This window comes from Nocardia sp. CA-290969 (assembly GCF_050936135.1).
In the GTDB taxonomy this organism is placed as follows: Bacteria; Actinomycetota; Actinomycetes; order Mycobacteriales; family Mycobacteriaceae; genus Nocardia.
Genome location: NZ_JBNJNJ010000001.1, coordinates 1,560,383 through 1,583,246, shown reverse-complemented (window position 1 = coordinate 1,583,246; position 22,864 = coordinate 1,560,383). Strand labels below are relative to the sequence as shown.

At 67.8% G+C, this 22,864-nt stretch carries 22 protein-coding genes; 7 read left to right on the top strand and 15 right to left on the bottom strand.

Going from position 1 to position 22,864, the window contains the following annotated elements; translation table 11 throughout:
- Nucleotides 1-132 precede the first annotated feature (132 nt).
- Nucleotides 133-675, top strand: a complete 543-nt coding sequence (locus ACQEVO_RS07505; RefSeq protein ID WP_432910268.1) for a hypothetical protein — start codon at nt 133-135, stop codon at nt 673-675.
- 172 nt (nt 676-847) lie between these two features.
- Here the strand turns inward: ACQEVO_RS07505 and ACQEVO_RS07500 are convergent, their stop codons facing one another.
- Nucleotides 848-1,681 carry a tRNA (adenine-N1)-methyltransferase gene (locus ACQEVO_RS07500; RefSeq protein WP_432910266.1) on the bottom strand — a complete coding sequence of 278 codons (834 nt, stop codon included), beginning with the start codon at nt 1,679-1,681 and terminating at the stop codon, nt 848-850.
- 100 nt (nt 1,682-1,781) lie between these two features.
- On the opposite strand from ACQEVO_RS07500, the gene ACQEVO_RS07495 reads away from it, so the two are divergent.
- Complete coding sequence (locus ACQEVO_RS07495) at nt 1,782-2,690, top strand: RecB family exonuclease (RefSeq protein ID WP_432910263.1); 909 nt, start codon at nt 1,782-1,784, stop codon at nt 2,688-2,690.
- A gap of 504 nt (nt 2,691-3,194) precedes the next feature.
- Here ACQEVO_RS07495 and hisG read toward each other — a convergent pair.
- The 8 genes from hisG to metH all read right to left on the bottom strand — a co-directional run bounded on the left by hisG (nt 3,195) and on the right by metH (nt 14,837).
- Complete coding sequence (gene hisG / locus ACQEVO_RS07490) at nt 3,195-4,046, bottom strand: ATP phosphoribosyltransferase (RefSeq protein WP_432910260.1); 852 nt, start codon at nt 4,044-4,046, stop codon at nt 3,195-3,197.
- A gap of 42 nt (nt 4,047-4,088) precedes the next feature.
- Nucleotides 4,089-4,352, bottom strand: a complete 264-nt coding sequence (locus ACQEVO_RS07485) for a phosphoribosyl-ATP diphosphatase (protein ID WP_030521337.1) — start codon at nt 4,350-4,352, stop codon at nt 4,089-4,091.
- Between the two features lie 85 nt (nt 4,353-4,437).
- On the bottom strand, nt 4,438-6,252 hold the full coding sequence (locus ACQEVO_RS07480) for a choline/carnitine O-acyltransferase (RefSeq protein ID WP_432910257.1): 1,815 nt from the start codon (nt 6,250-6,252) through the stop codon (nt 4,438-4,440).
- Between the two features lie 57 nt (nt 6,253-6,309).
- On the bottom strand, nt 6,310-7,113 hold the full coding sequence (locus ACQEVO_RS07475; protein WP_432910254.1) for a class I SAM-dependent methyltransferase: 804 nt from the start codon (nt 7,111-7,113) through the stop codon (nt 6,310-6,312).
- Between the two features lie 48 nt (nt 7,114-7,161).
- Nucleotides 7,162-8,022, bottom strand: coding sequence for a HalD/BesD family halogenase (locus tag ACQEVO_RS07470; protein ID WP_432910251.1), 861 nt, complete (start codon nt 8,020-8,022; stop codon nt 7,162-7,164).
- Between the two features lie 292 nt (nt 8,023-8,314).
- The gene (locus tag ACQEVO_RS07465; protein ID WP_432910248.1) at nt 8,315-9,007 is read right to left on the bottom strand and encodes an HAD family hydrolase; all 693 of its coding nucleotides are present in this window, start codon (nt 9,005-9,007) and stop codon (nt 8,315-8,317) included.
- Nucleotides 9,008-9,130: 123 nt separating this feature from the next.
- Nucleotides 9,131-10,708 carry a protein kinase domain-containing protein gene (locus ACQEVO_RS07460; RefSeq protein WP_432910245.1) on the bottom strand — a complete coding sequence of 526 codons (1,578 nt, stop codon included), beginning with the start codon at nt 10,706-10,708 and terminating at the stop codon, nt 9,131-9,133.
- Nucleotides 10,709-11,240: 532 nt separating this feature from the next.
- The gene (metH, locus tag ACQEVO_RS07455; RefSeq protein WP_432910242.1) at nt 11,241-14,837 is read right to left on the bottom strand and encodes a methionine synthase; all 3,597 of its coding nucleotides are present in this window, start codon (nt 14,835-14,837) and stop codon (nt 11,241-11,243) included.
- Between the two features lie 251 nt (nt 14,838-15,088).
- Here metH and ACQEVO_RS07450 point away from each other — a divergent pair, with 251 nt between their 5' ends.
- Nucleotides 15,089-15,976, top strand: a complete 888-nt coding sequence (locus ACQEVO_RS07450; RefSeq protein WP_432910240.1) for a PAC2 family protein — start codon at nt 15,089-15,091, stop codon at nt 15,974-15,976.
- A gap of 30 nt (nt 15,977-16,006) precedes the next feature.
- On the opposite strand, the gene ACQEVO_RS07445 is transcribed toward ACQEVO_RS07450, so the two are convergent.
- Nucleotides 16,007-16,312 (bottom strand): hypothetical protein, encoded by a 306-nt coding sequence (locus tag ACQEVO_RS07445; RefSeq protein WP_280397236.1) that lies wholly within the window; start codon nt 16,310-16,312, stop codon nt 16,007-16,009.
- 212 nt (nt 16,313-16,524) lie between these two features.
- Between ACQEVO_RS07445 and ACQEVO_RS07440 the strand changes: the two genes are divergently transcribed.
- Nucleotides 16,525-17,757 (top strand): XRE family transcriptional regulator, encoded by a 1,233-nt coding sequence (locus ACQEVO_RS07440; RefSeq protein WP_348536596.1) that lies wholly within the window; start codon nt 16,525-16,527, stop codon nt 17,755-17,757.
- Between the two features lie 102 nt (nt 17,758-17,859).
- Here ACQEVO_RS07440 and ACQEVO_RS07435 read toward each other — a convergent pair whose 3' ends face one another.
- From ACQEVO_RS07435 to ACQEVO_RS07420, 4 genes are all read right to left on the bottom strand, one after another.
- Nucleotides 17,860-18,381 carry a M15 family metallopeptidase gene (locus ACQEVO_RS07435; protein ID WP_432910237.1) on the bottom strand — a complete coding sequence of 174 codons (522 nt, stop codon included), beginning with the start codon at nt 18,379-18,381 and terminating at the stop codon, nt 17,860-17,862.
- Nucleotides 18,382-18,547: 166 nt separating this feature from the next.
- The gene (locus ACQEVO_RS07430) at nt 18,548-19,120 is read right to left on the bottom strand and encodes a TetR/AcrR family transcriptional regulator (protein WP_432910235.1); all 573 of its coding nucleotides are present in this window, start codon (nt 19,118-19,120) and stop codon (nt 18,548-18,550) included.
- On the bottom strand, nt 19,120-19,539 hold the full coding sequence (locus ACQEVO_RS07425) for a VOC family protein (protein WP_432910232.1): 420 nt from the start codon (nt 19,537-19,539) through the stop codon (nt 19,120-19,122). The genes ACQEVO_RS07430 and ACQEVO_RS07425 overlap by 1 nt, the downstream gene beginning before the upstream one ends.
- 349 nt (nt 19,540-19,888) lie before the next feature.
- Nucleotides 19,889-20,224, bottom strand: coding sequence for a hypothetical protein (locus ACQEVO_RS07420; RefSeq protein ID WP_432910229.1), 336 nt, complete (start codon nt 20,222-20,224; stop codon nt 19,889-19,891).
- Between the two features lie 503 nt (nt 20,225-20,727).
- Here ACQEVO_RS07420 and ACQEVO_RS07415 point away from each other — a divergent pair.
- The 3 genes from ACQEVO_RS07415 (at nt 20,728) to ACQEVO_RS07405 (ending at nt 22,086) form a co-directional block, all read left to right on the top strand.
- Complete coding sequence (locus ACQEVO_RS07415; protein ID WP_432910227.1) at nt 20,728-21,615, top strand: helix-turn-helix domain-containing protein; 888 nt, start codon at nt 20,728-20,730, stop codon at nt 21,613-21,615.
- Nucleotides 21,599-21,808 carry a DUF397 domain-containing protein gene (locus ACQEVO_RS07410; protein ID WP_432910225.1) on the top strand — a complete coding sequence of 70 codons (210 nt, stop codon included), beginning with the start codon at nt 21,599-21,601 and terminating at the stop codon, nt 21,806-21,808. Before ACQEVO_RS07415 ends, ACQEVO_RS07410 begins: the two co-directional genes overlap by 17 nt.
- 74 nt (nt 21,809-21,882) lie before the next feature.
- Nucleotides 21,883-22,086 carry a DUF397 domain-containing protein gene (locus tag ACQEVO_RS07405; RefSeq protein WP_432910222.1) on the top strand — a complete coding sequence of 68 codons (204 nt, stop codon included), beginning with the start codon at nt 21,883-21,885 and terminating at the stop codon, nt 22,084-22,086.
- Between the two features lie 418 nt (nt 22,087-22,504).
- Here the strand turns inward: ACQEVO_RS07405 and ACQEVO_RS07400 are convergent, their stop codons facing one another.
- The gene (locus tag ACQEVO_RS07400) at nt 22,505-22,849 is read right to left on the bottom strand and encodes a hypothetical protein (RefSeq protein WP_432910221.1); all 345 of its coding nucleotides are present in this window, start codon (nt 22,847-22,849) and stop codon (nt 22,505-22,507) included.
- Nucleotides 22,850-22,864: the final 15 nt, after the last annotated feature.

Sequence of the window (22,864 nt, the reverse complement as noted above, 5' to 3'; positions counted from 1 at the left end):
GTTTGCGCTGTCCGACATGATTTCGTGGTGATCACATCTGGCCCGCGACCATCATGCTGGTCAGACCATGTTAGCCTGCCCTAACCCTCGATCGGTGGGGATCCCCACCGACTAGCCGAAAGGTTGCCAGCTATGCACCTTCCCGCACGGACACTCCGGCTGTCCCGCGTCGCGGCGGCGGCAGTCGCGGCCGGCGCCCTGGCGCTGGGACTGACGGCCTGCGGATCCGACGACGACACCGGCACCGCCGCCACCAGTAGCGTCGCGGCCACCACCGGCGAGTCCGCGCACGACCACGGCGACGGGCACGACCACGGCGATACCGCGGACGCGCCCACGGCGCAGAGCCTACAGTCCAACCTCGAGCAGATCACAAATCCGGACGTCTCCGTGGACGACAAGGTGAACCTGATCGTCGACGGCGAGAAACGGCGTGACCTGCTCGAACAGCTCAATGCGAAGCTGCAGACCTACCGGGGTATCACTTACCAGGTCGCCGACGTCACGGTCGACGGCGAGACGGCCACCGCACAGACCACCATCACCAGCCCCACCGGTCACGGCGCCCCGCCCATGCCGATGACCTGGCAGCACCAGGACGACACCTGGAAACTGTCCGACGCCGGCGCCTGCGTTCTGCTCGGTTTCGCGCAGATCCCCTGCGCGCACGTCTGACGGGTACAGCACCGCGTACGGGCAGAAACCCGGACGGCAGCAGTCGCGAAGGCGGCCGGGGGACGTCTCTCCGGCCGTCCGACCGCGCTCGCGGTGGAGTGCCACACTCCGCCGCGAGCGCGCCTGCCTCGGCTGATAGCGAGCGCCCTGTCTCAGCTGATAGAGGGCCCGGTCAGCCCTTCGACGGCCGGCGCTGCGGTTTCGGGGTGACCACACCCTCGGCCAGCCGCCGTGCGCTCACCAGGAACGCCGTATGCCCCTGCATCCGGTGCTCCGGCCGCACCGCCAGGCCCACCACATGCCAGCCGCGCACCATGGACTCCCAGGACCGCGGCTCGGTCCAGCACTGCTGCTCGCGCAGCGCTTCCACGATCCGCGACAGCTGGGTCACGGTCGCCACGTAGACCATCAGCACCCCACCGGGCACCAGCGCCCGCGAAACAGCCGGTAGCGCGTCCCAGGGGGCCAGCATGTCCAGCACCACCCGGTCCACCTGCTCGCCGGCGTATTCCGCCACATCCGCGACCGTCAGCTCCCAGTTCGCAGGGCGTTCGCCGAAGAACCGCTCCACATTGCGGACGGCGTGCTCGGCATGGTCCTCGCGGATCTCGTAGGACACCACCGCGCCCTCCGGGCCGACCGCCCGCAGCAGCGAACAGGTCAGCGCACCCGACCCGGCACCCGCCTCGAGCACGCGGGCGCCCGGGAAGACATCGCCCTCGTGCACGATCTGGGCCGCGTCCTTGGGGTAGATCACCGCCGCCCCGCGCGGCATGGACATCACGTAATCGGTCAGCAGCGGGCGCAATGCCAGGTACGGGGTGCCGTTGTTGGAGTGCGCGAGCGTGCCCTCCTCGGCACCGATCAGCTGGTCGTGGTCGATCGCGCCGCGATGGGTGTGGAACTGTTTACCCGGTTCCAGCAGCACCGTGTACAACCTGCCCTTGGCGTCGGTCAGCTGCACTCGGTCGCCGACGACGAATGGCCCGGTCCGTCTGGCCGTCATGGATCTCCGTTCCGCGATGTCCTGCGCGCGAATACGCGCGGAGTCGGTACCGCACGCTCGCGTGGGCACCGTGTCGGTGCCGACGGATAGCCTGCCAGGTATGTCAGCGCCACCGAGCACTCCCCCGGCGAGTCACGATCCCGACGTCGCGCCCCGGCCCGCCCGCCCGGCGCTGTCGCCTTCGCGGGCAGCGGATTTCAAACAGTGCCCGCTGAAATACCGGCTCCGCGCCATCGACCGGATCCCGGAGCCGCCCACCCGGCAGGCGGTCCGCGGCACCGTGGTGCACGCCGTCCTGGAAGATCTCTACGCACTGCCGGCCACCGAGCGCGGACCGGAGCAGGCGCTGGCGCTCACCGGCCCCGCCTGGGAGCGCGTGGTCGCCGCCCAGCCGGAGGCGGCGGCCCTGGTCGAGGGCGACGGCGCCCTCGAAACCTTCCTCGAGGAGGTTCGTGCCCTGGTGCGCGGCTACTACCGGCTGGAAGACCCGAGGCGCTTCGAGCCGGAGTCCTGCGAGACCCGGCTGGAGGTCGAACTCACCGACGGCACCCCGCTGCGTGGATTCGTCGACCGCATCGATGTGGCGCCCACCGGCGAACTGCGCGTGGTGGACTACAAAACCGGGCGTGCACCCGGCCCCAACCAGGAGACGCGCGCCCTGTTCCAGCTGAAGTTCTACGCTCTCATGCTGCTGCGCCTGCGCGCGGTGGTGCCGGCCCAGCTCCGCCTGGTCTACCTGGCCGACGCGCAACTGCTCACCTACGCGCCCGAGGAATCCGAACTGCTGCGTTTCGAACGCACCCTCATGGCTCTGTGGGATGCGGTGCGCGCCGCCGCCGATACCGGAGATTTTCCGCCGAATCGGGGTTGGCTGTGTGATTACTGCACCTACAAAAAGCTGTGCCCGGCATTCGACGGAACCCCGCCCCCGTACCCCGGCCGCCCCGGCGCCGGCGCGCCCGGCGCCGAAACCGACGCCGAAACCTTCGCCGAATCGGTATCCGATTGAGTCCTCGCCCACACCCCTCGTATACGGAGTCGCGCCCAACCGGTCCGAACACGCCCGGCATCGGCCTCCAGTTCGGCGAACATCATCCCGGAAATAACGGGACCACGGCGGCGCCGAACCCAGCAAGCCACTCGCACGACGCCTGACCCGCGCCGAACGCCATCACGGCGCCGAGTCCGGCGAGGCACTCACACAGCCATTACCCCCAAACCCAACACAACCACGGCAGCGCCGAGCCCAGCGAGACCCTTGCACGGCCCATAACCCCGAAATCAAACGCAACCACGGCGGCGCCGAGTTCAGCGAGGCATTTGGTGTGCTCACAACCCCGAAAATAAAACGCAACCACGGCGGCGCCGAGTTCAGCGAGGCATTTGGAGGGTTCGGCCCGTCCCTGCGTTCAGCCCCGGCGAGACAATGCGCCGAAGGCGCGAGTATCGCGGGGCCGAACGCAGGGACCAAGGGGGGCCGAACCCCGCGCCGCCGGAGGCGGCGCAAAAAGATTCAGAAGGCGCGGCAGGAGCGGATGTCGGTGGCGAGGATGGCGCGGGCGCCGAGTTCGGCCAGCCGGTCCATCAGTTCGTTGCCCTGTTTACGCGGGACCAGCGCGCGGACGGCCACCCAATCGGGGTCGGCCAACGGCGCGACGGTGGGCGATTCCAGGCCGGGGGTGATCTGCGCGGCACGGTCGAGCAGGCTCTTCGGGCAGTCGTAATCGAGCATCAGGTACTGCTGAGCGAACACCACGCCCTTGACCCGGGCTATCAGCTGGTTACGCGCCCGGTCGTCCCGGTCGGCGCCCTCTTGTTCGATCAGCACCGCTTCCGAATCGCACAGCGAATCCCCGAACGCCACCAGGTTGTGCTGGCGCAGGGTGCGGCCGGAGCCCACCACATCGGCGATGGCGTCGGCGACGCCGAGCTGGATGGAGATCTCCACGGCGCCGTCGAGGCGGATCACCTCGGCTTCGATCCCGCGGCGGGCCAGATCGGCCAGCACCAGGTTCGGGTAGGAGGTGGCGATCCGCTTGTCCTGCAGATCCTGCACCGTCCATTCCCGGCCCTGCGGGGCCGCGTAGCGGAAGGTGGAACCGCCGAATCCGAGCGAGAGCCGCTCGGCCACCGGGGCTCCGGAGTCCAGGGCGAGATCACGGCCGGTGATGCCGAGGTCGAGTTCCCCGGATCCGACGTAGATGGCGATGTCCTTGGGCCGCAGGAAGAAGAACTCCACCTGGTTGGCCAAATCGAGCACGGTGAGATCGCGGGAGTCGGTGCGTTTGCGATAGCCGGCCTCGGTGAGGATGGCGACGGCGGATTCGGAGAGTGCGCCCTTGTTGGGTACTGCGACGCGCAGCATGATGGCTGGTCCTTTCGGCTTCGAGGGAAGGGATCGGGGCGTCTACAGATGTCGGTAGACGTCCTCCAGCCGCAGCCCGCGGCCCACCATCAGCACCTGCACCCAGTAGAGGAGCTGGGAGATCTCCTCGGCCAGCGCCTCGTCGCCCTCGTGTTCGGCGGCCAGCCACACCTCACCGGCCTCCTCCAGCACCTTCTTGCCCTGGGTATGGACGCCCGCGTCCAGTGCGGCGACGGTACCCGACCCGGCGGGCCGGGTGGCTGCGCGATCCTGGAGCTCGGCGAACAGGGCCTCGAAAGTCTTCACGGCGGATCATTGTTTCAGACCCGCGCGCCGTGCCTGTGCCCGAGTGCGCACCACTGTGCCGTGGCACTCACTCGGGCCCGGCGATCTACTGCTCGGCGAGCAGCGCCTCGAGTTCGGCGACCGCGGTGCGCAGGTGGTCGGCGAAGGTGTACATCTCGCCGGCCACCGCGGCCGGGGTGGCCAGGTAGAGGTTCCACCGGTCCGGCAGCAGCACGTAGGCGATTCCGATGCATTTCGGGCTGGTGGAGCCGAAACCGAAGTAGCGGATGTTCACCGACGGCGCCGAGCTTGTGCTGAGGTAGTCGTCGCGCAGGACGGTCCACCCGGGGCTGCTGTACAGCGGGATGGGGTCGGTGACGCCGAGTTCGGCGCCGCGGCGGCGCTGGATCCATTCGAGTTCCCACAGATGCTGCTCCGGCGCCTCTCCGGATTGGCACTGTTTGGCACGGGCCACGTGCGCACCGGCGGCGGCCCGGGTCGCGGCGAGTTTCGCGGCGGTATCGGCGCCGGGGTCGAGCATCGTATCGACGAAGACGACCATCTCCGGGGTGATCACCCGCATCGCCTCGGTGCGGCCGTTGCGGTACTGCCGGGTCGCGATGGATTCGTAGGTGGCGCCGGTGAGGCCTTTGCTGCGGCGATGGGCCAGCTGGTAGCTGAGCTGGGCGAACGCGTCCGGCGAGATGCCGAGTTGTTTGGCCCGGGTGGTACCGAAATCGTCGAACGACACCGTGGTGGTGGCGTTGTCGGCGGCGTACTGCGCGAACGCCGCACCCGCGGCCACCACCGCGGCCTTCTGGTCGTCGTCGAGCCGGAATTCGATCTGTTCGACGGGCGGCAGCCCCTGGTCCCGCGCCCCCGATCGTTCGGTATGCCCGGTCACCGGGGTCGCCAGCAGGGTGTCGACGAAGGACAGCACCGTCGTCCCGTCCAGCCCGCAGTGCTCGATATTGATGCCGGTCTGGCCGTCGGCGAAGACGATGAACGACACCGATTTGTCGAACCAGCGGTTGGCGCTGTCCCCGTGCAGCAGGGTGTCGCAGGCGTGCAGTTCGTCGCGGGGGGCGAAATCCTCGAGGCAGACGCTGAACAGCGCGGTCTCGATCGTGTCGAGCGCCGCGGCGTTGTGCGGATCGGTCAGCAGTTCGGCACGCGCGCGGGCCCAGTCGGCGCGCGCGGCGGTGGTCAGGTGCCCGACCGAGGTTCCCGCGGGCGCGGGCTCGGTGGCGGATTTCAGGATCGTGCGCAGACCGCCGACGAGGTCCTCGAAGGCGTACGGGTCGCCGTCGGGACCCAGCACATCCATCCGGAACATGCTGCCGCGGTGCAGGACCAGGATGTGGCGGGCATCGGACGGGCCCGGCCAGTCGTCGCTGTAGGGCACCCGCACGGTGTCCTGTTCGACGCCGGGGATCCGGGTCTCGGAGAACAGGTACTTGTTCTGCCACATCGACAGTTGCTGCCCGCGCTGGGTGACCGGCGGGATCTCCTCCTGGTCGAGCGCCAGCTTGTAGTCGACGGCGGCCGCGACAAGGCCCGCCGCCCGTTCCGCCTGACCCGCCGCGGTGGATGCGGCCAGCGCGGTGTCGTCGCGGAACAGGAAGAAGAAATTCGCGTTCAACGCGATCCGGTCGCGCCGGCCCAGGTAGCGGGACGGCCAGAACCGGTCCAGCCAGCTGCCCACGCCCGGCGTCTCGTCGTATTCGCGCAGGGCGGCGTGCAGAACCTCACCCGCGCCGCCGGGCCGCAGCAGATCGGCCACGGCGTCCTCGGTGGCTGCCAGTTCCGCCGGGGTCAGCAAGGGGGTACACCACTGCACGAAGCGGGCGCAGCTGTCCTCCAGGGTCGGCAACGGAACCCTGGGCAGTTGGTCTTCGGCGGCAAAGGTGCGTTCGGTCAAGTCGTCTCTCCGGTTCGGGTCGGTAGTACTCGGCGGGCAGAACCCTGTGTGCCAGGGCTATGAAATCGGCCGCGACACATAGAGATTGGCATACAACCAGCCCTGGTCCTCCAAGCCGGTGGGGTCGACGCCGCCGGTGGCGAGGTTTTCCAGGACCTGTTCACGTTCGGCGTCGGAGGCGAACCGGCGCTGGGCGAATTCGCCGGGCATCCGCTCGGTGCGATAACCCAGGGCATCCAGTTCCGCCTCGATCGGACCGAAACCGTACATACGCAAGACGAAGTGTGCCATCCAGGGCCGGCGCCCGGGATGGGCGGTCGCGATCCGGACGATCGTCTTCTCGGTGACGTAGCCGATACAACCGGTCGAGATCACCAGATCGGCTTGCGCCAGGATCGCGCGCTGCTCGTCGGTGGGTTCCGCGGCTTCCAGGTCGGCGTGTACGACGGCATCCAGCAGCGCTGCCGCCCGCGCGTAGTCCAGGGCCGGTCCGGAGGCATCCATCCCGACGAACCGGACGCCCTGCAGAGCGTCGGCGGCACGGATGCGGTCGCGGTCCCGGGCGATGAGATCCTCCGTACTCAGCCCGGGTTCGGCATAGGACCTGGTCAGTTCCGCGAGGCCGGTGTCCAGCCGCAGCAGTGCGGCGTTCACCCCGTAGGAGCACCCGATATCGAGCACGGTGGGCGGGGTATTCGTCGCCACCTGGTATTCCAGGATCTGTGCCCGCAGATGCGGTTTCGCCAGTTCCGGTATGCGGTAGTCCAGTTCGGACATGCGCAGATAGTAGTCGCGGGGGTCGGGTCTCGAGTAGATATCGTCGAAGGATGCTTTCCCGGTGGTGTGCAACGGCACTGGCACGTTGTGTTCCTCTCGGTAGGGCGGTACCCACTCGATCGTGTGCGGTGATCAATCGAGCAGCCGGTCACCCCGGACGGCGTCCGCCGCCGCGTGATGATCCGGGAGCACCCGCCCGAACAATTGGCGGGTGCGTTCCACGGTGCCGATGACACCGGGGCGGTCACTGTAGGCGAAGATCGCCGTATGCCGAGGGGCTGCGCCCTGCACCGGTGACACCCGGTGCAGCGAGAATCTTCCCTGGAAAAGCTGGAGGTCGCCGGGGCGCAACGTCAGCCGCCGGACGAAACGTTCGCCGGTACCGGTCAGGACTTCGTGGACGTCGCCCAGGTTCTCGGTACGCGGCGAGCGGATATTCGGGCAGTACTCGAACACGCCCCCGGACTCCGGTGCCGTTGTGAGCATGCTGACGGTGAATTCGTTGGTGTCGAAATGCCACGGGTGGGCATTGCCCGGCGCCACCACGTTCAGCACGAGACCGGCCAGCGGGTCGGCGAATTCGTGCAACTGCGCCCGCCCGAAGCAGGCCGCCAGGAACCGCTGGAAGGTGGCATCGGTGTAGAGCCGGTGGATCAGCGCCTCGGCCGGGATCCGGTCGCGCGGGACGAAGGCGTTACCGCGTTCGAAGATGATCCGGCCCGGATGGTCCGCGGGCAGTTCGGTATCGAGCGGGATGTTGTAGGCATTGACCCGCTCGGTGCGGTAGTAGGCGTGCGGCGCCATCCGCTCGCCCTGCTCCGCCAGCAGTGCGTGCAGCTCCGGCCGGATGAATTCGCGCAGTACGGTGCAGCCGTCCTCCGCGAGATCGGCCCGAGCCGCCGCGACCGCGGTATGCCACCCGGGTGTATCGGGTTCGGCGAGCGGATAGCGGGAAGTGTCGACGATCTCGTCCAAGGTCACCGTGGCGGCCATGGCCATATTGTTATCGCCGGATGCGCGACACGCCCGGAGAATGCGGGAGAAGGCCCGTGAGCCCGGTCACGGACCGTCCGGTTTTGTTGATTCGCAACACTATTCGCGGCAAAACATTGTCGTACCCCACCGTTTCCCAGCCCCTGTCACCCTCGACCACCGAGCACGGATTCCATCGCCACCATCGGCGGGTCCTGATGCCGGCGGCCGACCCGCCCGGCGCCGCCGGGCTCAGGCCCTGAAGAAGGCGGGCCCGCACCGGGGGACGACGGACGCGGCGCGAACAACACAATCAGCAGGTGCGGGACTCGGCGTGCCGGAGCCGGGTCGACAGGCACAGTTCGAGGTCGTCACGGGTCAGCCCGATGAGGGTTTCGCGATGAGTGCGAGCCGGGTCGAGCGGGACCGGGATCTCGCACGGCACGACGAGGACTCCGCAGCCCGCAGCGGCGGCGGCCGCCACACCGGTGACCGAATCCTCCACCGCCACACAGTCGCGCGGGTCCAGGCTCAACAGTTCCGCCGCACGGAGATAGACGGCCGGGTCCGGCTTACCGTGCGGTACCTCGTCGCCGCAGACCGAGACGTCGAACCGGTCCCGGCCCAGCGTTTCCAGGGCCAGTTCGGTGAGCGAGCGCTTGGTGTTGGTCACCAGCGCGCACGGCAATCCCGCCGCGCGGACCATCTCCAGCGCCTCCACCGCGCCCGGCCGCCACGGAATCGGGCCGGTCATGAGTTCGGTGACCCGCTGCTCCAGGAACACCCCGGCCGACTCGACGGCTTCGGGATGTGGGTCGAGTCCCAGTTCGGTGAACATGATCCGCAGCGCGTTGGCGCCCGAGGCCCCGATGAGTGCGTGCCTGACCTCCTGGGTCATCTCCCGGCCGAGTTCCCGGGCCAGCTCGCGGACGCCGATATCCCACAGCTTCTCCGAATCGAGCAGGGTGCCGTCCATATCCCAGAGCACCCCGGCGAGCTGGGCCATATGCGCGGACCTTTCGTCACGGTGGATCGAACCCGGCCCCGGTGCCGGATGCGGCGGAAACCCGGAGGCTCCGGGCGACGGTAACCCCGGCCGGGACCTATCGGCAAACCCGTTCGATCAGGGTCACAGCACCTGCGAGGCAGTGATCACCAGCTGTCCGCCGTTGGGTGCCACCCGGAACGATCGGCTCTCCGACTGCACCGACCCGTCGCGCATCGTGTAGGTGACCGTCGCGACCGCGCTACCGTCGCCGGACTGGCTGACCGAGCCGATGCTGACCGCACTGATCGTCGACCAGAAACCGGTGTAGTCCGCGTATCCCCCGGTGGTTGCCTGGTATTCGGGCGACAACTGCGACCAGGCAGCGGCGGGGTTGCCGGGTAGCAGCCCGTAATAGCCGCGGACGAACTGTTCCACCCGCGCGGCCGACGGCGGACCGGATTCGGTGGTGGTCGTCGTGGGTGCGGCACTCGTGGTCGACGACTGTTCGCCGGGCTCGCCCGCCGGTTCTCCGGTCGGCTCGGGGACGGTCGCCTGGCTGGTTTCGGATGTCCCGGCGGCGCTCTCGTCACCGCTACCGATATTCGCCAGCACCAGACCCGCCACGACTACCAGGAGCAATGCCGCGGCACCGGCCAGGACGGCCGTTCTGGTCCGGGTTCCCGAAGCGCGACCGGCGGCCGGGAGCGGCGCCGCGGGGGCGACCGGCGCGGGGGCGGGACCGGCGTTCGGCGGCTGCCCGGGGTCGCGGAAAGCCGGTGCGGGAGCCACCGGCCGCGTTCCGGGGGTCACCTCGGACGACGGGATTGCGGTCGTCGCGGCAAGCGTCGGCGGCAGAACCTTCGTCGTGGCGGACGGCGCGGTGTCGACCGGTTCCGGCGCGCGGCCGGCGGCCACTTCTTCGAGCATGACCCGCGCCTCGTCCATGGTGGGCCGTTTCGCGACCTCGGTCTCCAGCAGCCGCATCACCACCGGACCCAGTGCACCCACGCCTTCCGGCGGTTCGACCTGGCCGCCGGCGACCGCGTGCAGGACCGCCAACGGGTTGTCGCCGTCGCCGAAGGGTGGCCGTCCGGTGACCGCGTGGTAGAGCGTGGACCCGAGCGCGAAGACGTCCGAGGAGGGGATCGGCTGTTCCCCGCGCGCGACTTCGGGGGCGAGGTAGGCGGGGGTGCCCGCCAGGAACCCGGTCGCGGTGACGGTGACATCGCCGGTGGCCCGGGAGATCCCGAAATCGGTGATCTTCACCGTGCCGTCGTCACCCACCAGGATGTTCGCCGGTTTCACATCGCGGTGCACGATTCCGGCGTCGTGCGCGGCGGCCAGCGCGGCGGCAGCCTGGGCACCGAGTTCGGCGACCTTCAGCGGCGGGAGGGTGCCGTCGAGGTTGAGGCGGCTCGCCAGGCTGGGCGCGTTCATGTATTCCATCACCAGCCACGGCTGGCCGTCCTCGTCGGCGACGTCGAAGACCGAGATGGCGTTCGGGTGGTGCAGGCGGGCGGCGATCCGGCCTTCGCGCAGGGCACGCTTGCGCGCCTCCGCGGTCTGCTGTTCGGTCAGGTTCGGGCCCAGCAGCACCTGTTTGACCGCGACGGTGCGCTGCAGCCGGATATCGAGCGCACGCCACACCACACCCATGGCACCCGTGCCGATGGGGTCTGTGAGCCGATACCGTCCGGCAATCAGCCGATCCTTGCTCATCTGAAGTCGTGGCCCCTTCTGCTCGCCGCCGAGTCGTCCAGCACTCCGCGCGTCACAGGCGGTTGCCTACGGTTCCGCGTCGACCCGGCGCGTGCAACGCACCCGAACGGCACCGTTCGGAGTTCTGGTTCCGCGGGAACCTCGGCGGAAATTCCCGAGAATCGTACGCTCCGGCACCCCGAACCCTTGCGGGCAGTACGGGATTCCGGAGCTGCGCAGACCCTGGTAACCTGCGGTTTCCCCGTCCGAGGCCGGCGCACAGCACAGCGACCATCCCAGAAAGTGATCACAATCACATTGCCCACGGGTTTAGTTCGGCACCGGCAGGGTTCCTCGCGCGTGAGCGCAGAACCTGCGTGGTCACGCCCACTTCCGGACCCGGCGGGCTCAGGTGGTGTCCATTGCGCCCGAGCGCGAGCCCGCCATGGACAGGCTGCGCTACCACCCCCGGGCCGAACGCGCCCGGGGGGTACGCCTCTGCGCGCGGACCGTCCGTGGTGACGCTGCGCCGCCCCGCCCGGGCGAGACGCGCTCAAGCGTTGAAGTATTTCGCCTCCGGATGCAACAGCACGAACGCATCGGTGGATTGTTCGGGGTGCAACTGCAATTCCTCCGACAGCGTGACCCCGAGGCGCCCGGCATCGAGCAGGTCCACCAGTTTGGCGCGGTCCTCGAGATCCGGGCAGGCACCGTATCCGAACGAATAGCGGGCCCCGCGGTAGCCGAGCTTGAAGTACTCGGTTACGTCCTCCGGATCGGATTCGGCGACCGCGTGCCCGTCGAGGGTGAGCTCTTCGCGGATCCGGCGGTGCCAGTACTCGGCGAGCGCCTCGGTGAGCTGGACGCCGATTCCGTGCACCTCGAGATAGTCGCGGTAGTTGTCGGCGGCGAAGAGCTCGTTGGCGTAGTCGGCGATCGGCTGTCCCATGGTCACCAGCTGGAACGGCAGCACATCCACCTGCCCGGTTTTTCGCGCATACTCCCGCGACCGGATGAAATCGGCCACGCACAGGAACCGGTCGCGCTGCTGACGCGGGAAGGTGAAGCGGTACCGCTCCGGCGCATCGGGTTCGGGCTCGGTGAGCACCACGACGTCGTCGCCCTCGGAGACCGCCGGGAAATACCCGTAGACCACCGCCGCGTGCTGCAGGACGTTCTCGGTGCTGAGCCGGTCCAGCCAGGCCCGCAACCGCGGGCGGCCGTCGGATTCCACGAGTTCCTCGTAGCTCGGTCCCTCGCCGCCGCGCTGCCCGCGCAGCCCCCACTGGCCCAGGAACAACGCCCGCTCGTCCAGCAGGCCCGAATATTCGTGGACCGGAAGACCTTTCACCACCCGGGTACCCCAGAACGGCGGCACCGGCACCTCGATCTCGGCGGCGACGTCGGACCGTGCGGGCACCTCGATCGGGGTTTCGGCGGCCCGCCGCTGTTCGGCGATCCGGCGCGAACGTTCGTGGCGGGCTTTGCGTTCGGCGGCCTTGCGCCGCCGTTCCTCCGCCTCGGGACTGTCCGGATCGAGCCCGGCGCCGCGTTTGGCGGCCATGATCTCGTCCATCAGCCGGAGCCCTTCGAAGGCGTCGCGCGCGTAGTGCACCTCGCCCTCGTACACCTCGGTGAGGTCGTTCTCCACGTAGGAGCGGGTGAGCGCGGCGCCGCCGAGCAACACCGGGAACTGGTCGGCCACTCCCCTGGTGTTGAGTTCCTCGAGGTTCTCCTTCATCACCACGGTGGATTTCACCAGCAGCCCGGACATCCCGATCACATCGGCCTTCTTGTCGACCGCGGCGTCGAGGATGCTGGCGATGGGTTGTTTGATCCCGAGGTTCACCACCTCGTAGCCGTTGTTGGACAGGATGATGTCCACCAGGTTCTTGCCGATATCGTGCACATCGCCCTTGACGGTGGCCAGCACCACGCGACCCTTACCGCTGTCGTCGGTGGCCTCCATATGCGGTTCCAGATGCGCCACGGCCGCCTTCATCACCTCGGCCGACTGCAGCACGAACGGCAGTTGCATCTGCCCCGACCCGAACAGTTCGCCGACGGTTTTCATCCCCGACAGCAGGGTCTCGTTGATGATCTTCAACGGCGGCACTTCGCGCATCGCCTCGTCGAGATCGGCTTCCATCCCGGCGCGTTCCCCGTCGACGATGCGCCGCTCCAGGCGTTCGAACAGCGGCAGCGCGGCCAGTTCGTCGGCGCGCGAGGCCCGCGAATCGGCCGTCGACACCCCTTCGAAGAGCTGCATGAGCTTCTGCAGCGGGTCGTACCCCTCGCGGCGCCGGTCGTAGACCAGGTCGAGGGCCGTTTCGCGCTGCTCGTCGGGGATCCGGCTCATCGGCAGGATCTTGGAGGCGTGCACGATGGCGCTGTCCAGGCCGGCCTGCACGCATTCGTGCATGAACACCGAGTTCAGCACCTGCCGCGCGGCGGGGTTCAGGCCGAAGGAGATATTCGACAGGCCCAGGGTGGTCTGCACCTCGGGGTGGCGGCGCTTCAGCTCGCGAATGGCCTCGATGGTTTCCAGGCCGTCGCGCCGCGACTCCTCCTGCCCGGTGCCGAGGGTGAAGGTCAGGGTGTCGATGATGATATCGCCGACCTGCAGGCCCCAGTTGCCGGTGATATCGGCGATCAGCCGTTCGGCGATGGCGACCTTGTGCTCCGCGGTCCGCGCCTGGCCTTCCTCGTCGATGGTCAGCGCGACCACCGCGGCGCCGTGTTCGGCCACCAGCCGCATGGTCTGCTGGAACCGGGAGTCCGGGCCGTCGCCGTCCTCGTAGTTCACCGAGTTCACCGCGCAGCGCCCGCCCAGATGCTCGAGCCCGGCGCGCAGCACCGGGGTCTCGGTGGAGTCGAGCATGATCGGCAGGGTGGAGGCGGTGGCCAGCCGGGAGGCGAGCTCGGACATATCGGCGCTGCCGTCGCGGCCGACGTAGTCGACGCAGAGGTCGAGCATATGAGCGCCGTCGCGGGTCTGGTCCTTGGCGATATCGAGGCATTTGCCCCAGTCCTGGGCAAGCATGGCGTCGCGGAAGGCCTTCGACCCGTTGGCGTTGGTGCGTTCGCCGATCATCAGCACGCTGGCGTCCTGCTGGAACGGCACCGCGGTGTACATGCTGGAAATGCTCGGCTCGGGCTGCGGGGAGCGGCGTTCGCCGATAGGCGGCAGGGTGGGCTCGACCTCCCGGACGGCCTCGGCGACCTGCCGGATGTGCTCCGGGGTGGTGCCGCAGCAGCCGCCGACCAGGGCCAGGCCGTAGTCGGCGACGAAACCGCGTAGCGCGGCAGCCAGCTCCTCCGGGGTGAGCGGATACTCGGCCCCGTTCGCGCCGAGGACCGGCAGGCCGGCGTTCGGCATCACCGAGACGGGCACCCGGGCGTGCTGGGAGAGGTAGCGCAGATGTTCGCTCATCTCCTCGGGGCCGGTCGCGCAGTTGAGCCCGATCAGGTCGATACCGAGCGGTTCCAGGGCGGTGAGCGCCGCCCCGATCTCGCTGCCGACCAGCATGGTGCCGGTGGTCTCGACGGTGACGTGGGTGATGATCGGGATCCGCCGCCCGGCCTTTTCCATGGCCCGCCGGGTGCCGTTGACCGCCGCCTTCACCTGCAGCAGGTCCTGGCAGGTTTCGATGAGCACCGCGTCGGCGCCGCCGTCGAGCATGCCGAGCGCGGCCTCGGTGTAGGCGTCGCGCAGGCTCGCGTACGGGGCATGCCCGAGAGTGGGGAGTTTGGTTCCGGGGCCCATCGAGCCGAGGACGTAGCGCGGCACCCCGTCGGGGCCGGGCCCCATCTCGTCGGCGACCTCACGGGCCAGCCGGGTGCCCTTCTCCGACAGATCCCGGATCCGGTCGGCGATATCGTAGTCACCGAGGTTGGGCAGGTTGCAGCCGAACGTATTGGTCTCCACCGCGTCGGCACCGGCCTCGAAATAGGCGCGGTGGATATCGCGCAGCACCTCGGGGCGGGTGTCGTTGAGGATCTCGTTGCACCCCTCCAGCCCGCGGAAATCGTCGAGGGTGAGGTCCACGGCCTGCAACATCGTGCCCATCGCGCCGTCGCCGATCACGACACGGCGGCTGAGCGTGTCGAGCAAGGTGGTATCGAACTCGGCGGAGCGGGAGGCAGACATGGATTCCAGAGTAGTGGGCGCCACCGACGCGCTGTTCGCCTAGTTCACACCTGTGCGACCGGCCACAGTCCGCCGGGAAAAGGGCAAACCGTGGGCGACCCCACCCACGGGGCTCCGGGCGACCACGCCACACCTGCCGAACTCCACCCTCACACACCGGGCCGTCGGTGAACGGGCCGACGACCGGCCGCGACAGGCGCTGGGTACAGATACTGCGCGCCGGTCACGACCCGCACCGTAGGCTGGCAGGGGTGAGCTCGAGTGAATCTCCAGTGGATCGGGAACTGCCCACGTTGCGTGACCCGGTGCTCGTTGCCGCCTTCGAGGGCTGGAACGACGCTGGTGACGCCGCGAGCGGCGCGGTCGAGCATCTGGAGTTGATCTGGGATGCGCGGCCGCTGGCCGAACTCGATTCCGAGGACTATTACGACTATCAGGTGAACCGGCCGATGGTCCGGCAGGTGGAAGGCGTCACCCGGGAGATCGTCTGGCCGGCGACGGTGCTGTCGGTGTGCTCCCCGCCGGGCAGCGAGCGCGATGTGGTCCTGCTGCGCGGGATCGAACCGAATATGCGGTGGCGGCGGTTCTGCGCGGATCTGCTGGAGCTCATCGATCAGCTCGGCGTGGAGACGGTGGTCATCCTGGGCGCGCTGCTGGCCGATACCCCGCACACCAGGCCCGTGCCGGTGACGGGTTCGGCCTACAGCAAGGAGGCGGCCGAACGGTTCAACCTGGAGCAGACCCGCTACGAGGGGCCCACCGGTATCACCGGGGTGCTGCAGGACCAGTGTGTGAAGGCGGGGATCCCGGCGGTGTCGTTCTGGGCGGCGGTGCCGCATTACGTCTCCCAGCCGCCGAACCCGAAGGCCACGATCGCGCTGCTGCACCGGGTGGAAGATGTCCTCGATATCGAGGTGCCGCTGCGGGAACTGCCGCAGCAGGCCGAGGAATGGGAATCGACGGTGAACGAGATGACCGTCGCCGACGAGGAGATCGCCGAGTACGTGCGCTCGCTCGAGGAGCGTGGAGACGCCGCGCTCGATGTGAACGAGGCGATGGCCAAAATCGACGGCGACGCCATCGCGGCCGAATTCGAGAAGTATCTGCGCCGGCGGGGGCCCGGCGGCTTCGGGCGCTGAGGGGGAACGCCGAGCCGCCGGGCCGCCGGTTCAGCCCGCCACCGACCAGATCCGGGCGGCGGCGTCGTTGGCCAGTTTCGCGATGAGCAGTTCGCGAGGGATGGTCTGGCCGGTGAGGTGATCGAGCGAGGGCACCACCACGTGATGCGCGTCCGCTCGTTTGAGTTCCCGGGTCAGTTCGGCGAACGCCGTTCCGTCACCGGCATGTGATTCGTGGAAAGTCGCGGCGAAGCACAGCCCGTGGGCATCTGCCAGCTCACGTAGCGCGGCCTCCATATCGTCGCCGTCGCCCGCGGCCAGATCGTCGCGTAAATACCCATATACCAACGCTTCCACCCGAACCTCCTGAATCCTTCCCCGCACGAGGCGGAGAACCATATCCTGCTCCGGGATCTCATCCCCCGTTCGCGGGGGTGTTGCTTGAACCGGTACGGGGCCGGTCCGATTCGAGCATGACCGACGGTGAACAGTGGCAGAAGAGGTCATGCGGGGGACATCTTCATGCCCTATGGGGTCCACGAAAAGTTTGCTGGTGCAATACTGGCGGCGTGACTGCTGCTGAAGATCGTCCGCTGTGGGCCATCCGGATGCGCTCGGAACGCGATGCGCGTGGGTGGTCACAAGCCGAGGCGGTACGCGCGCTGCGCGCCAAATCGTCCCAGAACCTGCCCACCGACAGCACCCTGCTACGTAACTGGCGGCGTTGGGAATCGGGCGAATCCCGCCCCGACGATTTCTACGCCCCACTCATCGCCGCCGCCTTCGACACCGTCGCGGCGGCATTCTTCCCCAAGGCCCGGCCCAGCCGCGACGACGAACTACTCACCGCCACCGGTATGGACACGCTCGAATTCATGGGCCGGCTACGGATGTCCGATGTTTCGACCGCCACCCTCGACGCCGTCCGGATCACCGCCGAACGCCTCTGCCGCGACTACGCCTCCACCGATGCGCACCAACTGCACCGTGAAGCATCGGGCTGGCTGCGGCGGATCGCGGCCCTGCTCGACAGCCGGCTGACACTGGCGCAACACAAAGAGGTCCTGGAACTCGCGGGCTGGGTCGCCCTGCTCCTCGGCTGCCTCGAATACGATCTCGGGCGTCGCGGCGGCGCCGAGGCCACCCGGCGCGCGGCCCGCTCCCTCGGGCTGGAATCGGAGAATCCCGAAATCATCGGCTGGAGTTCGGAACTGGCGGCCTGGTTCGCACTCACACAGGGCAACAACCGCGGCGTCATCCAGGCGGCCGAGGCGGTACCGCCGGAATGCGCGAATATCGGGGTCGGTATCCAGCTCGCCGCGCAACGGGCCAAAGCATGGGCGCGGCTCGGCGATCGCAGCGCGGTGGACGCCGCACTGGCCGAGGGCCGGACCCTGCTGGACCGGCTCGGGCATCCCGAGGACCTGGAGAACCATTTCGTAGTGGACCCGCAGAAGTTCGATTTCTACGCCATGGACTGCTGCCGGGTGGTCGGCGACGACGCACGCGCCGAACGGTTCGCCCGCGCCGTCCTCGCGGATTCCACCGCCCTCGACGGCACGGTCCGCAACCCCATGCGGGTCGCCGAAGCCCATCTCACGCTGGCGATGGTAGCCGCCCGCGCCCGCGACCTGGAACAGGCGGTCGCGCACGGGTTGTCCGCCTTCGAGGCGAAACGCCGATCGCTGCCGTCGCTGCTGTGTATCGGCGGGGAGGTCGGGCGGGAATTGCTCGCGCATTTCCCCGACGACCCCCGAACCCAGGAATACATGGACGAACTCCGCGCCCTGTCCAGCGCCTGAGAACCCGCCGGGCCCATACCCCCCGTGCGATCAGCGGCCCGGGCCCGGCGGCTCGATGCGGATCGGATCGTAGAGCGCCTGTCGCGGTCGCATCCAATGAGCTCAGCGGTGCGCGGCATCCGGGATTCGGGCCGGGCAGGCGGTGCCGGGAATGGTGACGAGCTCGAAATGCCACCACTCGTTGTCGAACGTGCGGCAGAGCCCCCAGCGGTTCCCGTTGGCCTCCAGCCACGCGGCGCCCTCCCGCGGCGCGATATCGACGGCTTTCCCGGTGACATGCGTGGATTCCTCCGGCGGCAGCACCCACCGCCGGGTTTCCTCCGGCGTACCGTAGGTCCGCAACCCGTCCTCCCACATCGCCTGCTGTTCGGCCGGGCTGCGATAACCGGAATTGATCCACATCGGCACCCCCGCCGCATGCGCTTCCCCCTCGGCCATCGTGTACGCGAGCGCCAGCAGCGGTTCGAGCCCCTCGGTCCCCGCCGCCGCGGTCTCCGTCAGCGGCGGGACCGGGAACGGCGAGGCGGCCGCTTCGGCTCCGCCGAAGGCGAGGGCACCGGCAGCTACCACCGACACGGCCAGCGCAGTGGCACGACCAGCTGTTGCCGACAGGGGAAAGGGCATGCGGATGATCTTATCGACCGCGATGCCCCCGACCAGCTGCGTTACCCAGGAGCTGCACAGATGTAATCCGATCCGAAGCCCGACGTGTGATCGAATGCCTCGGTTCGGCCGGCGCGGGACGCACGCGATCCACCATCTTGCCCGAGCGGAACCGCCCGGCGCAGGGTTACCGATTACGCCTGATAGCCGCCAATACCGCGTCCACCGACTGCTCGGCCAGGGAATCCGGCAGCGGCAGATGCCCGAACAGGGCGCGGAAATAGATCGGCGCGGCCACCGCGTCGAGTACGAAACCGATATCGATATACGGGTCGATCTCGCCACGATCGATCGCCGATTCCAGCGCACGGGCCGTCGTGTCACGACGCGGCCCGAACACCCGGGACCACAACTGTTCACGGAGTTCCGGATCTGCGGCGAGGTCGGCCACCAGCGCGGGCAGTACCCGGCCCAGCGAGGTATCACGGACTGCCACAATCAGTTCCCGCATGGACGCCACCAGATCCGCGCGAAGGTCACCGGTATCCGCTGTCGGCTCGAGCCCGAGCAGATCGGCGACGATATCGACCACCAGATGACGCTTGGACGGCCATCGCCGATAGATCGCCGGGCGATGAATACCCGATTCGGTGGCAACCCGGCCGATGGTCATCCCCGCATACCCCTCGGCATCGAGTACGGCGCGCGCCGCAGCCAGCACGGCGGTATCGATTCGGTCGTCGCGGGTTCGGCCCGCCATCAGAACACCGGCCGCGGCATGAGAACCACTTGCCAGCCGTCCGGGTCCGGAAACGCGATCGCCCCGTTCGCCGCCCAATACGGATTCTCGGTGGCGACCGGTTCGACCCCGAACTCCCCCAGCCGCTCCACCGTTTCGTACATGCGGGCTTCCGAGGAGAAATACAGCACGAGCAGATTGTCGTTGCTCGGCGCGTCCCCCGGACTGCCGTCGGCGTGGGTGGTGAATTCGAGGTGATAGTCCGTACCCGGAAGCCCCAGCATCACACCGTCGTAACCCGCGTGGTTCTCGAACCGGTAGAGCTCGTTCAAACCGAGCCCGTCCACATAGAACTGGATCACCTCTTCGAGGCGATCGGTCGGCCGGGCGAACCTGACCTGCACCACATCGAGGGAATCGGGCCAACCGCTGATCGTCACAGCATTACATTACAGTACGTACCGTAATTATTTGAGTGCAGGCCATAGTCCCACATCACCGGCCTCCTTCACGGCCGCCGAGGAATTCGTCGAACGTGATGTGCCCGACCGCGCGGTCCGGGGTGAGATGGTTGCCCGCACGGTAGTCGGTGCGGCAACAAACTCCGGGGCCCGCGCGCTCCCCGGGTTCGTTTACCGCCGAGGCAACGGCCACGCCGACATGGCTGCGTGCAGCGCAAAACCGGACGTCCTCGATACGAGGTACGTCCGGTTTCAGCGTCCTTGTTCGGGCCACCACAAGGCGAGGGTGAGTCCGAGCAGACCGAGCACCAATTGCACCAGTGCGAGGTCAGCCATTCACCGGCCGCTCCAGGCCGGCCACATTCCCGGCCCAGCGGTGGCCGCGCGGGTACAGCCGCATCGGGGTGATGAGCGCGGCGTTATCGGTGACCATGTGCCGGATCGCGTCCACATGCTCGAACCCCGGCACGACAACAGCGAGCGCGCCGTGCTCCCCCGCGTGCCGGGCCAGCGCCAGCGCCGTGACTTTCGGGCCTGAATCGGTGAAGACCGTGAACACGAGCCTATAGCCGTGCCTTTCCGCCAGAGCATGCAAGTCGACGACGGAAACCGGGAGGTCACGCCGTACCAGCGCGACCGCCTTGGGGCGTTCATCGATAGTCATGTGAACCCCCCGAGTCCGTGCACCAGCGGCGCACGGCAGCGGCAATGCACTCCAGCCGCTCGATCGACGGCAACACGGCCAACGGTCCGTCCGGAACTCCGGAGGAACCACGAACTCGCTCCGGTAGCCGTCCCGGACGCGCACCGAACGACCGACCATGACCCTCGAAACCGCTGACAGGCATGAGTTATCCACCGCTCCTGGAATAGTCTTGGCAAGCACCCGGCGCAGGGTCCAGCACGGCATCAGCGACCAAACTGTGGATGATGGACCACCAGTTCGCGGCGCTCCTGGCGTTGAACTGGTGTCTCCCAGCGATTCTGGGATGTGGCCTGCACCGGGTGCGTCATCAGTAGACAAGCGCGGCGACCATTTTGGAAGCTTCCGAGAAGCAGATTCCTGAGAAAATCCGCAACATTCCAGTTTCCGCTCCCAGCGCATTCCAGTACGAGGCACACTGCGTTCCAGTGCGGGATGTGGAGGCCCGCGCAAAGGGGAGTGGGATGACGGACAGGGAGACCGACAGCACCTTCGCGCGACGGATGCTCGGGCGGCAGCTACGACATCTGCGCGAGACGTCGGGCGTCAGCGTGCAAACAGCCCGGCAGGCCATCGGAGTCGGACATCAGACCCTGTGGCGCTTGGAGACCGGGCAGTCCACCCGGATCTCCGCCTTGCAGGTGCGTGAGCTGTGCCGGATCTACAAGGCATCCCAGGAAGTTACGGAGGTCCTACTCGAACTCCTGGGTGGACTGTCGTACAAGTCGTGGTGGCACGCGTATCGCGAGGCGGTGCCAAAAGATTTCGATCTGTATCTCGGACTCGAGATCGCGGCCAGCCGATTCCTCAGCTATGCGCCAACACTGCTTCCCGGGCTGGTACAGACACAGCCTTATCGCAGAGCCATGATCTGGGTAGCGAATCCAGGGATGTCCACGCTGGAAGTCGAGCAGCGAATCGAGATCGCCGCGCGGAGGCAGTCCCGCCTTCGCGAAGATCCGAACCTGAAGGTAGAGATTCTGGTCAGCGAAGCCGCCCTGCGCCATCGGGTCGGCGGAGGCGCGGTAATGGCAGAGCAACTGCGCTACCTGGCCGAGGCCAGCGAGCTGCCCAATGTATCCGTCCGAGCCGTACCGTTCAGCGCGACCCATGTCGGTCTGGACGTGGGATTGTTTGTCCTCTTGGAGTTCCCAGAGCAGCGAACCGCATGGATGTCCGAGCCACCAGTTGTGTACGTTCAGGGATATACCAGCGACCAATACTTGGAACGGCCGGACGAGATCGCCCGATATCAGGATGCCAGCATCCGAATCGGACAATCGGCGCTGACCGAGGATGCGACCAGGGACTTGGTCCTGAAGATAGCGAAGGAGCATGATGAACAGCGCTGACCTGTCCGGTGCACGGTGGTTCAAGAGCAGCCGCAGCTCTGGCAGCAAAGAATGTGTCGAGGCCGCGCACCTGAGCGCCGGAATGGTCGGCGTGCGCGACTCGAAGAACCCAGCCGGGCCGGCACTGGTCTTCAGCGCCGATGAATGGGACGCCTTCCTGGCATTCGCGAAGCGCGGCGGAACTCCCGCATAACGGAGCTGATCCGGAGGGGTCACAGCGGCCAGGCACGAGAGCTTGATCCGCGAGGCACTGGCAAGGTGGCGAACGTGAACGATCAGACGGCCACGAACTGGTTCAAGAGCACCCGCAGCCATGGCGGTAAGGACTGCGTAGAAGCCGCGCACCTGACCGACGGACGGGTCGGTATTCGCGACTCCAAGAATCCCACCGGCCCGGTCTTGGTCTTTGCGCCTGCCGAATGGGACGCATTCCTGTCCGGCACCAAGTCCGGCGAGTTCGGCCAGCCCTGACCCGCACAGGCAGGAAGGAATTCTCTTTTGGTAGTTACCGGCAGGTAGTGGACCGTTACCTGCCGTAACGCTCGAGGATGAGACCAGCGGACAGCTCGCGGGAAGTCGGGCACGAACTGCTTCCGTGTCCGACCTTCGACGGATCAGTCCTCGTCGAAAACGAGGATCGTGACAACGATCCCGCCCCGACACCGATCACTACCGGGTCGAACACATGCCGTGTCATCGGGTTCCAGCCGCCGTCGCCGTCGGTGTTACTCCACCAGCGGCTTCCAGGGCCGAGAAGGCGAACCAGCGAACCGAAAACCTCAACCGCCTTGGCCCGGTCATTCGGCGAGCAGTCCGCGGCGCTAGTAGTAGCGCAGCGACTGCGCGTTCACCCCGGCCGTGGCCGCGAGCTCACCGGTTCGTAGCGCGGTCACCGGGCATTATCGATCGCGGTACGGGCGCGGTCGGCAAACGCGTCGAGCACATCGACATACGTGGCGGGGACCTCGACTCCCATCACCAGGCCCTCGGTCGTGGTGTCGAAGTCGAAGGTGAAGAACGAACAACAGCTCGACTCCTGCGCCGCCAGCCCTCGCGCGTCCGGTTCGGCGGCGGGATCGAGTACGAGTTCGAACCGATCCGGGCGCGCCCGGCGGGCGCTGCGTGCGGAGTCGGCGAACAACCGGTCGAACTCGGCGACCCGGATCGGCCGCTCCGCGGTGGGCAGCGTGCACGCATCCGGCGCCCACCCGGAACTACCAGCAGAAATCGTCATAACACCACGGTAAGC

Excerpts from the sequence above, each read along its gene's own strand:
- ACQEVO_RS07410 (WP_432910225.1), top strand. The coding sequence starts at position 21,599 with ATGATGAACAGCGCTGACCTGTCCGGTGCACGGTGGTTCAAGAGCAGC.
- ACQEVO_RS07415 (WP_432910227.1), top strand. The coding sequence starts at position 20,728 with ATGACGGACAGGGAGACCGACAGCACCTTCGCGCGACGGATGCTCGGG.
- ACQEVO_RS07430 (WP_432910235.1), bottom strand. The coding sequence starts at position 19,120 with ATGGCGGGCCGAACCCGCGACGACCGAATCGATACCGCCGTGCTGGCT.
- hisG (WP_432910260.1), bottom strand. The coding sequence starts at position 4,046 with ATGCTGCGCGTCGCAGTACCCAACAAGGGCGCACTCTCCGAATCCGCC.
- ACQEVO_RS07495 (WP_432910263.1), top strand. The coding sequence starts at position 1,782 with ATGTCAGCGCCACCGAGCACTCCCCCGGCGAGTCACGATCCCGACGTC.
- ACQEVO_RS07420 (WP_432910229.1), bottom strand. The coding sequence starts at position 20,224 with ATGACTATCGATGAACGCCCCAAGGCGGTCGCGCTGGTACGGCGTGAC.
- ACQEVO_RS07470 (WP_432910251.1), bottom strand. The coding sequence starts at position 8,022 with ATGGCCGCCACGGTGACCTTGGACGAGATCGTCGACACTTCCCGCTAT.
- ACQEVO_RS07460 (WP_432910245.1), bottom strand. The coding sequence starts at position 10,708 with ATGAGCAAGGATCGGCTGATTGCCGGACGGTATCGGCTCACAGACCCC.
- ACQEVO_RS07500 (WP_432910266.1), bottom strand. The coding sequence starts at position 1,681 with ATGACGGCCAGACGGACCGGGCCATTCGTCGTCGGCGACCGAGTGCAG.
- ACQEVO_RS07435 (WP_432910237.1), bottom strand. The coding sequence starts at position 18,381 with ATGCCCTTTCCCCTGTCGGCAACAGCTGGTCGTGCCACTGCGCTGGCC.
- ACQEVO_RS07505 (WP_432910268.1), top strand. The coding sequence starts at position 133 with ATGCACCTTCCCGCACGGACACTCCGGCTGTCCCGCGTCGCGGCGGCG.
- ACQEVO_RS07465 (WP_432910248.1), bottom strand. The coding sequence starts at position 9,007 with ATGGCCCAGCTCGCCGGGGTGCTCTGGGATATGGACGGCACCCTGCTC.
- ACQEVO_RS07400 (WP_432910221.1), bottom strand. The coding sequence starts at position 22,849 with ATGACGATTTCTGCTGGTAGTTCCGGGTGGGCGCCGGATGCGTGCACG.
- metH (WP_432910242.1), bottom strand. The coding sequence starts at position 14,837 with ATGTCTGCCTCCCGCTCCGCCGAGTTCGATACCACCTTGCTCGACACG.